General features: G+C 48.5%; 12 protein-coding genes. 8 read left to right on the forward strand and 4 right to left on the reverse strand.

Going from position 1 to position 13,155, the window contains the following annotated elements; all coding sequences use genetic code 11:
* Nucleotides 1-25: 25 nt before the first annotated feature.
* The 6 genes from PGS10_RS14610 (at nucleotide 26) to PGS10_RS14635 (ending at nucleotide 6,847) form a co-directional block, all read left to right on the forward strand.
* Nucleotides 26-514 (forward strand): hypothetical protein, encoded by a 489-nt coding sequence (locus PGS10_RS14610; protein ID WP_316423151.1) that lies wholly within the window; start codon nucleotides 26-28, stop codon nucleotides 512-514.
* Nucleotides 511-981: a hypothetical protein gene (locus PGS10_RS14615; RefSeq protein WP_316423152.1), complete on the forward strand. Its 471-nt coding sequence runs from the start codon at nucleotides 511-513 to the stop codon at nucleotides 979-981. The genes PGS10_RS14610 and PGS10_RS14615 overlap by 4 nt, the downstream gene beginning before the upstream one ends.
* Nucleotides 978-1,373, forward strand: a complete 396-nt coding sequence (locus tag PGS10_RS14620) for an NlpC/P60 family protein (protein WP_087860619.1) — start codon at nucleotides 978-980, stop codon at nucleotides 1,371-1,373. The genes PGS10_RS14615 and PGS10_RS14620 overlap by 4 nt, the downstream gene beginning before the upstream one ends.
* Nucleotides 1,360-3,843 carry a host specificity factor TipJ family phage tail protein gene (locus PGS10_RS14625; protein ID WP_316423153.1) on the forward strand — a complete coding sequence of 828 codons (2,484 nt, stop codon included), beginning with the start codon at nucleotides 1,360-1,362 and terminating at the stop codon, nucleotides 3,841-3,843. Before PGS10_RS14620 ends, PGS10_RS14625 begins: the two co-directional genes overlap by 14 nt.
* Nucleotides 3,844-4,011: 168 nt before the next feature.
* The gene (locus PGS10_RS14630) at nucleotides 4,012-6,081 is read left to right on the forward strand and encodes a hypothetical protein (RefSeq protein WP_316423154.1); all 2,070 of its coding nucleotides are present in this window, start codon (nucleotides 4,012-4,014) and stop codon (nucleotides 6,079-6,081) included.
* 7 nt (nucleotides 6,082-6,088) lie between these two features.
* Nucleotides 6,089-6,847, forward strand: a complete 759-nt coding sequence (locus PGS10_RS14635) for a hypothetical protein (RefSeq protein ID WP_316423155.1) — start codon at nucleotides 6,089-6,091, stop codon at nucleotides 6,845-6,847.
* Nucleotides 6,848-6,996: 149 nt separating this feature from the next.
* Here the strand turns inward: PGS10_RS14635 and PGS10_RS14640 are convergent, their stop codons facing one another.
* Entirely contained in the window at nucleotides 6,997-7,197 is a 201-nt protein-coding gene (locus PGS10_RS14640; protein WP_316423156.1) for a hypothetical protein, read from the reverse strand.
* Between the two features lie 10 nt (nucleotides 7,198-7,207).
* The gene (locus tag PGS10_RS14645) at nucleotides 7,208-9,007 is read right to left on the reverse strand and encodes a hypothetical protein (RefSeq protein WP_316423157.1); all 1,800 of its coding nucleotides are present in this window, start codon (nucleotides 9,005-9,007) and stop codon (nucleotides 7,208-7,210) included.
* A 73-nt stretch (nucleotides 9,008-9,080) separates the two neighbouring features.
* Here PGS10_RS14645 and PGS10_RS14650 point away from each other — a divergent pair, with 73 nt between their 5' ends.
* Nucleotides 9,081-9,227, forward strand: a complete 147-nt coding sequence (locus tag PGS10_RS14650; protein WP_316423158.1) for a hypothetical protein — start codon at nucleotides 9,081-9,083, stop codon at nucleotides 9,225-9,227.
* A complete protein-coding gene (locus tag PGS10_RS14655) occupies nucleotides 9,227-10,492 on the forward strand; it encodes a Y-family DNA polymerase (RefSeq protein WP_316423159.1) in 1,266 nt (421 codons plus the stop codon). Before PGS10_RS14650 ends, PGS10_RS14655 begins: the two co-directional genes overlap by 1 nt.
* 600 nt (nucleotides 10,493-11,092) lie before the next feature.
* Here PGS10_RS14655 and PGS10_RS14660 read toward each other — a convergent pair.
* On the reverse strand, nucleotides 11,093-11,845 hold the full coding sequence (locus PGS10_RS14660) for a hypothetical protein (RefSeq protein ID WP_316423160.1): 753 nt from the start codon (nucleotides 11,843-11,845) through the stop codon (nucleotides 11,093-11,095).
* A gap of 146 nt (nucleotides 11,846-11,991) precedes the next feature.
* A complete protein-coding gene (locus PGS10_RS14665) occupies nucleotides 11,992-12,669 on the reverse strand; it encodes an SOS response-associated peptidase (RefSeq protein WP_316423161.1) in 678 nt (225 codons plus the stop codon).
* Between the last annotated feature and the right edge of the window lie 486 nt (nucleotides 12,670-13,155).

The raw sequence follows: 13,155 nt of genomic DNA on the forward strand, positions 1-13,155 counted from the left end.
GGGTTTTTTAATGCCCGGAGGAAACGTGGCAACAGTTTCATACCCGGAATTTCTTCCTCTTCCGCAGCGTCCCAGCCAGAACATGACGCAGGATACCGGCTGGCAGACAACGCAGCCGGCAGTCGGGCCAGCAATATTCACCCCGTTTACGACGGACCTGAAAACAACCTGGACGCTTCAGTGGATATTCACTCTTAAGCAGGCGGAAGTGTTTAAGTCCTGGCTACGATCGCCGACGTACTGTGACCGCGGGCGTAACTGGTTCCAGATGCGGATAGATCTTGGGGACACTTACGGGCCGCAGCTGCAGACGCTTCACTTCATCAACATGCCGGTGCAAACCAGCAAAAATGGCGGAGTGGTGACCTGGACGGCGACGGTTCTGTCAAACGGCATGAGTGACTATACCGAGCAATACGACGACTGGATCGTCGGCATGGCTCCGGGTACCGAATATCTCTATGACCTGCTTGTTACGGAGATCATGCCGAAATATCCATGGGGTAATTCATGACGACATTGCGCGAATGGAAGGAGCGGCGGCCGGCGAGTGATATCAAACAGACCATCGAGTTCTATCACCCTGCTTTTGGTTATTACCGCGTGGTGAACAAGCTGTTTCGTGAAGCGACGTTCGGCGGAAACCTGTATCAACCTGCTGCGTTTGATATCACCGAGCCCACGCAGAACGGGTCTGCCATCATCACTATGGGGATCACCTTCCTGCAGGGGGCAGAAGAGGTCAGAAACACACTAAAAGCATGGACAGGTGCCGCCAGGATGACGGCGATAACCTGCAAATATCAGCAATGGAGTATGATCGGTGATACTGAGCCTCTGAAGACTTGGTCACTGTTTGTGAAGGATGTTGGCGCCGACGGCACAAACGTCGCCGTTAATTCCGGTAAGACCAATCCGCTGACGCTGCCTAATACAATTATTTTCACCACGAAAGATTATCCAGGGCTGATTACCGTATGACGCAGAGCGAATTTATCCGGCTTGTGAATGGCAAGCCGTGGGTTAACCGTGCCTGTTGTTTTGAGCAGATGGATTGCTGGGGGCTGGTTGTGCTGTATTACCGGCATGTGCTCGGTCTGGAGCTGCATCATATCCCCGGCTACGAATCGGGCGCCGACTTCATCACCTGCTACTCAGCGGAATCAGCTCACTGGCGAGCGGTGCCGGTGGCGTCGCCTGGCTGCCTGGCCGTGTTTTATTACGCTGATCGTCCTGTTCACGTGGGCGTAATGCTGGATCCGGTTAAATGCCTGCATTCCCGCGGTGAGTTCGGTTTTGTACGCGCTGACAGCATGGTCATCTTGGCGAAGAAATTCAACAAAGTGGAGTATCTGGTTCATGGTTCGATATGAGCTCCAGCGCCTGCCTGGCGCGCCGAAACAATATGGAACGACGACGCCGGGAACTGAGTTGATCGCATTACTGGATTCTCTCAGGCTGCACAATAACGTGAAGGTGCGGCTGAATGGTCGTGAGCTGAACGATGATTTTGATTTGTCGTTTAAGTTGCGAGCCGGCGATGTTGTAGCGGTTTTTGACCAGCCAGAGAGCGGCGGCCTGCTGAAGACGCTGCTCAACCCGGTAGACCACCTTAACCCGATACGCTTTACCAAAAAGGTGCTGGCGGGGATCACCGGGCAACAAAATGCATCTGCTCCATCAATTTCGACCGGCGAATCACCAAATAATGACGCCACCGGACAAACTAACCGCGCCAGACTGTACAAAGGGCGACCGAACATTTACGGCCAGTGTAGGGTGTTTCCGGATCTGACGCAGCAGGCGTTGTTCGAGTTCATCGACAACAACAAATACATTACCGAATGGTTTGAAGTGGGATTGGGAAAATACACTATTTCCTCTGTCCGGTATTCAGAATCGAATCTGGGGAGTCTGGCCGGCGCCAGTTACCAGATTTTTGATCCTGGCGCGACGATAGGCACTATTGACGTTGGATATCAGTTCGATGATATCGATAACGAAGAAGTGCCAGGGCTGAATGAGAGTGAGGATTTCCCGGCGCAGACAGCGACCACATCCACGCCGACCGCAATGAGCATTGAGAGCAATCAGCTTAAAGCGACGGTGCTGTCCAATGACGACAATTTCTCATACTTTGCTGCGCTTGCTGTACCGCATCCGGTTACCTTCGAGATTAATGCAACATGGAACTCGGGCGGAAACCCCGTCACCAGGAATGTCACCGGCAGCGGGAATATTGTCTATTCAGAGAGCTATATTGGTGAAGACACGCAGTCATACACCACGTTTTATCTGGGTGACATGACCGGAGAAATCACCACTTTACCCGCTAACGCGACCATAAATCTGACTCTGTTTACCCTGAACGATCAGACGCCGCTGGTAATAGGCCCTTCGGTCTCTCCCCTTGAGTCTTCTCAAATCTGGGTTCATGCGATGGTTCAGTTAGGTGCCACGGCGGGTACGACGCGCTATCGGATCCGGTTCTGGAAGGTTGACGAGAATAACAACCAGATCCCCGGAACGGCAGAGCAGTATGATTACTTCTTCGATAACGATTATCAGGTCTCGACACGTAACTTCCGAACCACGCACAAATTTACCCCTGCAGCCGGGACAGGGCGCTATGCGGTCACAATTGAGAGGCTGGATAACAGCAACGACAGCAACGTCGTCACTCTGATGGCGATTCACGCGGTAAATACCCGCGTCAATGTTGTTTATCCTGACGATACGATCGCCAGAGTGACCATCAAGGGGAGCAACAATAGCAACAGCAATCGCGAGCAGAAATACAACATGCTCGCAGAGCGCCATACCATCAGCTATGACCGGGCGACCGGCCAGATTGACTACACGCTGCGCCCAAGCCGTTCATTTGCAGACGCTGCACTGCATGAGTGGATAGTTATCGGTAAGCAGGATGTTTCAAGCATCGATGTCGCTACGCTGTACGCGATTGCTGACTCAATAACGGTTCCGGAACTCGGCTATTTCGATTACACCTTTTCAGATGAGAAGTTGTCGCTCGGTGAGCGGATCCGGACTATCTGCAATGCGGCGAGGGTGGATGGAAATAATATCGGTGATGTGTTGACGTTCTGGCGCGATGAAAAGGTCAGCTATCCTGATGCGGTATTTGCGCGCTCAAACATGTTCTTTGACGAATATAAGGTTTCATGGCAGATGTCGCTGCCAGGAGGATATGACGGCGTCACGGTTGATTATGTCGACCCGCTCACCAATAAGAAATCTTATATCTACCTGCAAATCGACGCAGGTGGAATCAGGGAAGTTGAAGATGCAACCGTCAATGCCAGCCAGATTAGCCTGGATGGTTGCCGTAATCGTACTCAGGCTTTGGATCGGGCATGGCTTGAGGCTCAGCGCCTTCTGTATTCGCGGCTAAGCATGACGGTCAAGGTTCTGGAAACTGAGCAGGTGGTTCGCGGCGCCGTCGTCCAGTGTCCTGACATGTACGACAATAAGCAGCAGAACGGCTATCTAACGGGCCGTGATGGGGACATCTTCACGACCTCAGAGCGTATTGATTTTTCACTGGGTGACATGTGGGTGGTGATGACGGATAGCCTTGGTAACTTCCGCGGTCGCTGGCGCGCATATCCTGTAGCGGGAAATGCAAAAGCTTTCCAGGCCGCTGCAGATGCTTTCGACCTGAATATCTACAATGGCAGCGATTGTCAGGTAGCCAGCCGCTACTTCATTGCAACAGACACTGAATTAAACTCGTCCATCTGGCGCGTTGAAACTGCCAAACCCAATGGCGATTACACCCAGACACTGACCCTGTCCGAATATTCAGACGCAATTTATCCGTAACATACAGCAGTAACTCTTCAACCTTCGCGCACCACATCAGATTAATTTCTGAGGCTTTCGTGCGCCATTTATAGGGCGACAAGCACAATGGCAACACCGTTACCGACTCCAACGCAGAACCCGGTGCCAAGTACGGACATCAGGGATGCTGTATTTGCCGGCGCAAAAATGGATGAGATTGTCTCGTCTGATAACAAAACGTATATCGACAGGCTCGGAGTGGAGCGCTATACGTGGGCTGGCGCTCTCGCAAATATAGAGCCTCTCGGTCATCCATGGACAGAAGCAGAGGCCAGCGCCGCTATTGCATCCGGTGAAATACCAAACATGGCTTATTATTTTGTCTGGTCTAACGATAAAAATAATGTTGCTGATGTCTGGCAGAGTATCAATGGCGTGCCTACCAGAACGGGCAAAAGCTACCCATCGAGTGATTTTGTTTACGGTTTGCAAAAACAGGTCGACTTCATTTTCGACAGCAATGCAAAAAACGTGACAGGGTTTCCGGGGATAGCTGAGATGGCAACAGATAAGAATGGCAATGTAACCTATCAGCGCCTTGAGGACGGAACATCACAGTTCCCGGCTGTGATGGTAGGCAGCAGTATTGAGCAGGTTCAGAAAGCTGATGGCTCAGTGTTTCAGTCAAGAGCATCAGGCGCTTCAGTGCTGTCATTGTCAGAAGATGGCAGCGTGGGAATGCTTCGGTTCAATACTTTCTTCTCTGCTGACTACCCTGACTATGCAGAAGTCCACGCCGATATTAATGGCGAAATCTTCAAAATCGTTAAGCGTAATGGTGAGGTTATAGATCTGCGAGATAGCGGAGCAGACCAGAGCGAGCCGGTTGCATCTGCCGATGGCGGAATGGCAATTGAAGTAAGCGGAAACCTCAAATTTATTTCACCTGAAGGGGCGAATACTGACATCACGACTGACGGGGGGAATACCGGACCGGTTACGTTCCGTGCAGTTGATAACAGTTATTTTGTGAAATTCGCTTCGCGGGAGGGCGGCAGCGGTGACTATCATCTTCACCGCATCAAAACTGATGGGCGTTCACGCATCAGGCAGGGGCGCGCTGAGCTGGTTCACATCATGCTTGTTGGACAGTCGCTCTCTGTTGGCGCGGCATCTGTGGTTCAGGCTCCCGTAACGACAACGGCCAGATACCCATACGGGGCGGTGATTTTCAATGGCGGTTCAAAATATGACAGCGCACACGCTGAGAAATCAGTCGCGCTGTCCGATTTGCAGTACCTGGTTCCAGCTGTGGAAAACATCGGTAAGGCTGGATCTCAGGAATCAGACTGCAGTGGCCTTGGCGAGCGCCTTTTTGAAAAGGGCGGTGTGACCTGTCTTGTTTCAGCTACCGGGGCGTCCGGCACATCACTGGCGAATATTTCGAAAGGGACCGCCTCTTTCATCGCGACTCAACTGGTGATGCAGCGAGGGTATGAAATTGCCAGAAGTCTCGGAATGGCTTACCAGCCTTATATGCTGTTCATTCACGGCAATGCGGACGCGGTAAACAACACCAGTGCGGAAACCTATAAAAGCCTGATGATCAGTCTTCGTCAGGACTACGAAAGCTATCTCCACTCCCTCACCGACGACGGCGATCAGTCACTGAAGATGTTTGTTCAGCAGTTCAGTAACGCTACCGTTCAGGCGGGGGCGGCGGGCGCTGACGTTAATCTCGTCATTGGCAATGCACAGTATGAAATTTGTCGTGATAACGAAGAATTTATCCTGACGGGAACGCAGTATGCGCGGCCGTATGTCGATAAAGACCATCTGTCCAGCAATGGCTACCGGACTGATGGGGAAATTGCCGGTGTCTCAATTGCTCAGTATCTGAATACGGGTAGCGTGCTGGCGCTTCGCCCTGATGATGCCAACATCACCCAGACTTCAACAGAGGTGGTCATTCCACTGCTTGGCGGTGTCGGAAATGCGGTGATTGATACCGTCAGGGTATCCGATCCGGGTAACTATGGTTTCCGTCTTGTCGGCGCCACCATCACAGGGGTGACCATTGACGCGGGCAGAACCATTCGAATCGCAAAAACGGGTACCGCAACCGCGGTGAATTATGCCTACGTGGGTAACCGGGCAAATATGCCGGGCGCAACGACTGGCAGCAGGGGATGTATCAGGGACTCTGCCACTGATATTTCACCTGTATCAAACCTTCCGCTTTACAACGACCTGGTCGCTTTTAACAAAACTCTCTGAGGTAACAATGACAACTACCCGCGTTTATATCGATGGTACCGTGACGGCCAGCCGTTCTCTTGGTCAGATTGCTTTCCCTATCACTAGTTTACCTGACCTGGTACCGGGCATGATCCTCCAGTGGGACGTTGACGGGACAACCGGCTCGCTGGCACGCAATCGCGTTGGTGAGGATATGACGGTTGTGGGTTCGCCAGCAATCGCCAGCTACGCCGCATCACTTAATGAGACGGCATACATTGATACGGGGATCAGTATTGCCCCCTTTGCCAACAGTGATATGACCTTTATCGGAATAACGAACAATCCAGGAGGCAAGTTTAACGTGGTTGGGGTGATGCAGGTTGCTGCGCCGAAACGGTCACGGTGCCATGAGTTTGAAACTACGCATAAACCAGGCGGTTTATGGCTGAACTCCGCCGGTGCATCATGGTTTTCAGTGCTGGACTCAGCGCCGGCAGAAGCTGCCGCGCCAGATGGTATTTTCTCTGTCTCCAGAACGGTGACAAATGACGGTACTGGTCGGGTCGGGATCCACGCTGACTTGCCGATAACGGGTCAGCATGCGCTGGTGACGAATGGCACAGCGCCTTCACCGTCAATCACCGGAAATATTTATATTGGCGCCAGTCTTGACCATGGCACTACAGTAACGGGTCAGGTAATGGCTGTACTGGCTTTTAGTCGGGCTATCACTGATACGGAAATGGCGACTATCTACCGGGCCTACAAAAGCTATTATGCCGGGCTGGGTAAAAGTATCTGATGATATGCGGACCTGCAGCAGGCTATGCTGCAGGTTATTCACTTCGCTTTTGCTAAAGTTTTATTCCATGTAGCTACAAAATAGTAGTAACACAATATTGGGAACGAACAGAAGACATCATCATCTTTTTCCTAGGATTGTCAATCTGTTCAGTTATCTTTTAATTCCCAGCTTTCAGAAAGCTGATCAGCTCCTGATGGTCTCCAGGGTTCAATGGACCCATTTCTTTGTACCAGCTTTAAACCGCCTTCATATTTTGTACAGCTGACAATATAACTCCCATCCGGCAAGCGTGAGGAAAATACTTTTTCACCGTCCCCAAGATATTTCATTGCGTCGAACCAATTCATTATTTACCTCTCAATATGCTCTGGTTATTGCATTGGTGCCAATTCCTGCTATTTTTACTACATCACCTAGTTTAGTATCTGTCGGGGTAAGTAATTCGAACTCCTGACGTACTTCGAACCAAGTGTTAGCATAAAGGACATTATCTGTTATGGTATTGGGCCATACACGATCAAACTGGTCGAATCCTTTAACAATCCCCTTTGGGTAAAGAGTCGCAGAGTTAATAACTTTTGTTGCCCACGATTTATTAAAGAAAACAAAATTTTTTACGCTGAAGTTCAAACCGATAGTAGGTGTCGTACTTCCATTTACAAAGCATATATCTCCTGTTACACCATTGCTTAAAGTACCTCCACCCTCAATATGAGCAGTAGAACTATTCCTCGAACTAACATGGAGTAACCATAGTGCATATGATTCACCAGGAAAGTTAACAATGGTAGAGAATGTATTCTCTGTAATAGATGCTCTTGCTGCTGGTTGAGTTCCAGCTGAATTGTTACCGCCAGCATGAAACCCTCCCACGGAAAGCATTGCATAAATACCGTAGTTATTGAAGTTATTATAAGGGGTTATCGTATAATTGAAGTTGTTACCTGAAATGTTAAGGTATCCGTTATTGTTGGCTACCAGCCACACAAGAACATTCGTTAACACGTTATTTCTAAAAATAAAATTATCAGCTGCCCCCATTTGGACTATTGCCGAAACAATTCCGTCCCCATAAAATCGGTTATTTTCCACTACAATATTTTTGGCTTTTCCATTTTGAGCTGAGTTATAAAATCTAGCGATGCGTGAGTATTCGTTATCAACAATAACATCACAGTTAGTTATAGATATCTGGTTATTGTAGAAAAAAGTAGCTATGCCACCATTCGCCCAGTTCTTTGCATAGCAAGAATCGATACGACTGTTAATACACCCTTCAAAATCGAAGCCAACGTCGCAATGAGTCGGATCAATGGATTGTGCTCGACAGCCAGTAATAAGGATGTTATCACCCATAGACCCCCAAACCCCGGCCCAAACGGTATGGCAATTAACTTCACGAAAGGTCAGGTTCTTGCACTTTCTCTCATTTCCCTCCTCACCGTTAACTTCGAAGTTTGAATCACCCCCCCAAAACATTCCTCCATAAAAATATCCTTCGACATTCACGTTTTCAGCACCGCCACCATCGGTATAACGGAATTGAATAAACGAACCGCTAGTTAATCGACTTTGGGCGAAGCCATCAACGTAACGGACTTTAATTTTCTTAGGGCGTGTTGCGTTTGTGCTTCCTTCATAGGTGTTATTGCCATCCATAACATCAAGCAAACGTGGTCCATAGCAAAGGGCATTCTCAATCGTGATCGATTCACACCCACTTTGCACCGCGAGGACAACCATAGTGTCATCATCGTGAAGGTAAGTACCCCCTGAAATAAGTATGTTAGCAACCTCTTGAGCCTTAAATCCCCAAGCCTGCTGGCCGCCTCCGCTAATCCCTGTGTTATTTACCCATTTAATTTCGGTTCCAGCTTCCAGATATATTCTGGCGCCTGAAGGCAAGTTAATTTTGTTACATTCGAAGACATACTTTTCGCCAGTTAACCTCACTTCCTTCCCGGTCCCAAGGCACGCAATCATTGCATCCGTATCATAGTTTGTGCCGTTTGCATATGCCCCCTTCATCTGAGGTGTGATGTACCGAATCGCCTGTTGTGTATTTCCACCCTGTTCGAGTGCTACTAGTGATGCCCCTTTTCCAGTTTCTGTAGAGGACAAATCATTGCGTAGGTTATCGTCGGTTAAAGATGCCATAACTAGTTCTCCGTGGTTGTTTTCATTTTTAGTTATACTGTATATTTATACAGTGTCAAGGCGGGGGGGAGTCATGGTCAAGCAATCAGATTTACGGAGTGCCTTTATTGTCAGGGATGGAGAAGGCATGGAATGGGATGCGCTCGCGAATGTAGAGCTGATAGGTGTGGTGACCCACATCATCAGCAAAGCTGGCTTTGATGACTGCCCGGTGATGTGATGTTTGCTTTGGTTGATGTGAACAGCTTCTATGCGAGCTGCGAAACCATTTTCAGGCCGGATCTGCGAGGGAAGCCAGTTGTCGTATTGTCCAATAACGATGGGTGCGTGATAGCGCGTTCTGCCGAAGCCAAGAAACTTGGTATCAAGATGGGGGATCCGTACTTCAAATGCAAAGACCAGTTCCGCCGGCATGGCGTGGTTTGCTTCAGTTCAAACTATGAACTCTACGCGGACATGAGCAACCGGGTCATGACGACACTGGAGGAAATGTGTCCCAGAGTTGAAATCTACAGCATTGACGAGGCCTTTTGCGATCTCACTGGTGTGCGTAATTGCCGTGTGCTGGAAGAGTTCGGACATGAGCTGAAAGATACCGTCTACCGCAATACCCGTCTGCCGGTAGGCGTGGGCATCGCACAAACAAAGACGCTGGCAAAACTCGCCAATCATGCGGCGAAAACATGGAAAGCCACTGGCGGGGTTGTCGATCTGTCGAATGTGGAACGGCAGCGCAAACTGATGGCTTTACTTCCGGTTGATGAGGTGTGGGGTGTAGGCCGCCGCATCAGTAAAAAGCTTGAGGCTATGGGGATAAAAACTGTCCTGCAGCTAGCTGATACGGATATCCGCTTTATCCGCAAACACTTCAACGTGGTGCTTGAGAGAACCGTCCGGGAGCTTCGTGGCGAGCCGTGTCTTGAGCTGGAAGAGTTTGCTCCAGTGAAACAGGAAATTGTCTGCAGCCGGTCGTTCGGGGAGCGCATTACCACCTATGAACAAATGCGCCAGGCTATATGTTCATATGCGGCCAGAGGTGCAGAGAAACTTCGTGGAGAGCATCAGTACTGTCGTTACATTTCCACCTTTGTGAAGACATCTCCCTTTGCGCTGAATGAAAAATACTACGGTAACAGCGGATCCATTAAGTTGCTGACGCCAACGCAGGATAGCCGGGATATCATCAATGCGGCGGTAAAGTGCCTGGATGCGATATGGGTCGACGGGCATCGGTATCAGAAAGCGGGGATCATGCTCGGTGATTTCTATAGCCAGGGTGTCTCGCAACTGAACCTGTTCGATGATAATGCGCCAAGGCAGAACAGCGAGAAGCTGATGGAAGTTCTCGACCACCTCAACGCAAAGGATGGGAGGGGAACTCTCTATTTTGCTGGGCAGGGGATCCAGGCCACCTGGCAGATGAAGAGAGAAATGCTTTCCCCTAGATATACCACAAGATACAGTGATTTACTCGAAGTAAGGTAATTCATCCATTAATATGAAATGTATCATTGCTGTTTCTGTAGCAAGTTAAGTCCTTCATGAGCTAACAACTTAGTTAGTAGGAAGATATCTAAAAGTAAATGGTTCGGATTACATAGATACTTAATAAGGCTTTACGAAATGGAAATATGGTCAGGTAACATCAAAAAAACAACATGTTACCTGACGCCAGCTTAATGCGACAGATCCATACTTTGCACATGCGCAAAGTAAACCTTCGGTCATATGCCATCATGCAGAACAGCAAGTCAAAGACCTAATAATTCAGTAGCACGTACCCTGAACATAATCACATTCCTTTTTGGTAGTACAATATCCGTACCCACCGGCACGGCAGTTACAATCATTAGGTGGTGTGCATTGCATGACTTCAGGTGACTGCATAAGTAATTTTTTCTGCGCAGGAGTCAGAGCATGAAGCAGGATAGCGTTTTGCGCTTTAAGCTGAGTAATCGACATTTGGTCTTTAGGTTGTTCAGAAAAAGAATTGAAACTAAAAAATAATAATGATGAAAGCAAGTATATAAAATATTTATGTTTCATAATAATGCCCTCTATAAGAATAGAAATGAATTCAAGATGTTACTTCTTAGGTAAAACAGTAAAAAAGACACGATACGGTTTAAAGGAGTTTTCGATAGATGCGTTTACACACCAATATGCACCATCCTTTCGGGTGCTGCTTCCTGTAAAGACTTTCTCATAGCCATGAGAAAAATAAAGGCCGCCACAATATTCTCCAGATTTACAAACCCACATCTCCTTGTACTTATTCTCGTTGATATTTGGAGGGAAAATATCTGCTGTGCATAGAACGTGGTCAACTACAGGAACTGAAACTTTAGATACACAGAGCTCGACCGTCTTAGTTGAAGCGGGAACAGTTAGAAACTGTGATTGTCCTGCTATTGGCCTTTGCATGAAGGGGTACGTGTTTTCAACTGGACCAGGACAATCTAGGGCAGGTACTGGTGTTGGAACGTGCGGTTCACTTGGTGGCGTAGAAGGTGGTTTTGGGAGGGAGCTACAGTCCTGCACGTTCATAACAACATAGAAATATGAACCAGGCTTAATCGTCGAATATTCAAATGGCATCTCGGAGCCATTTGTTAAATTTTTAAAATGTGTTCCTTGATTATCATATTGATTATCCCTGTATATATTTACATCTCCGCTTTTGCAACTGCCACAATTATTTGAGATTATTGCTACAGTTTTTCCACCTATGCTTGATTGAGTTCTGACCCCGATACATGAACGATCATCGGCAAGCGAATAAAATGAAAATGTTGAAATAGTTAATAATAAATAATACCTATAGTTCAACCTGATCATAGATTAGTGCCTGCATGATGAAGTATTATACAATTATAGCGTTTGGTAAGCATTTGTGTAACTGCCAATTCAAAATGACTCTCTATTGTTAGAGAGTCTCTGGCTATCCAACCACAGCTTTTAGAATGGTTGCGGACGTTATCAATTTAATGGCGCTCAATAGCTTCGAGTAATTCTGAGCCTTGGTTTTTCACATTACCAACGGCACGTGAAACAGGGTGCCATGTAAAATGGCCTGCTGACACGGTACCGTCCGCAGCTATTTCTTCGGCTTCTTTCCCTCCTATGTCTTGTCTCATCCATTCCTTGGCTGCTTCTGATGAAAGTACCAACGGCCGGCGGTCGTGAATGTCTACCAGCCCTTTATCTGCAGCCGCGGTGACTATCAGAAAGCCTTCTGCTTCATCTCCGCGTTCAAATGGTGTGCTTCCGATTGCTGCCATGAATATCGGCTGCCCATCGGCACGATGGATGAAGTAGGGCTGCTTCTTGTCGCCTTCCTTCTTCCATTCGAACCAACCATCAGCAAAGCAGATCGCCCGGCCATGTTGCCATAGAGGTTTAAACATTCTGCTGGTGGCCGCCGTTTCGACGCGTGCGTTAATCAGAGGTGGTTTATCCCACCATCCTGGCGCATAACCCCAGAAGACAGGATCGATATGCAATTGTTCGTCGCGTTCGCTGAGAAGCAAAACTTTGGTGCCGGGCGCGACGTTGTATCGACCAATCGGCTCCGGGTCAAATGCGATGTCACGATCGGCCTCATCGGCGAGGTAGGACAGATAATCTTCACGGGTCATTGACTGGGAAAAGCGTCCGCACATATCAACCTCCAGTGGTCAGACTGAAAGTATAGGCGTCAAAAACGAGTTCTGGACGAAGCCGTAAGCTTGAAAAAGAAGGGAATCACGAAAGAGTGGTGCGCACCGAAAATCCATGATTAACGCGAAAGAGGATGACATGGGATGGGGGAGAGGTAAACGGCGTTGCTTTTAATCTGGAAAGCTGCTCGCAGAATTTTTAATGGGGCATGTATGGGGCAAAAAATTAGCGCAAAACAACTCAAAACCTCATAAGGCATCGATTCGTCTTGCGCTAATGCATTGCTTACACACTACATCCGCATTACTTCAACGCACCTTGCTTTTAAACTGATGCCTGTCTTAAATAAACCAGACTGGGCGCAGTAAGCTCGTTGAAATATCAGAACCGGGCATTCCCTGCCTGCGCGGCCCGGTTCTTTGTACGCATCAATATCCCATCATTCTTAATGCCAGCCAGATAATTCCCGCCCACAATAAAGCGCATGG

The sequence above is a fragment of the Klebsiella sp. 141153 genome, from assembly GCF_032601995.1.
In the GTDB taxonomy this organism is placed as follows: Bacteria; Pseudomonadota; Gammaproteobacteria; order Enterobacterales; family Enterobacteriaceae; genus Klebsiella; species Klebsiella aerogenes.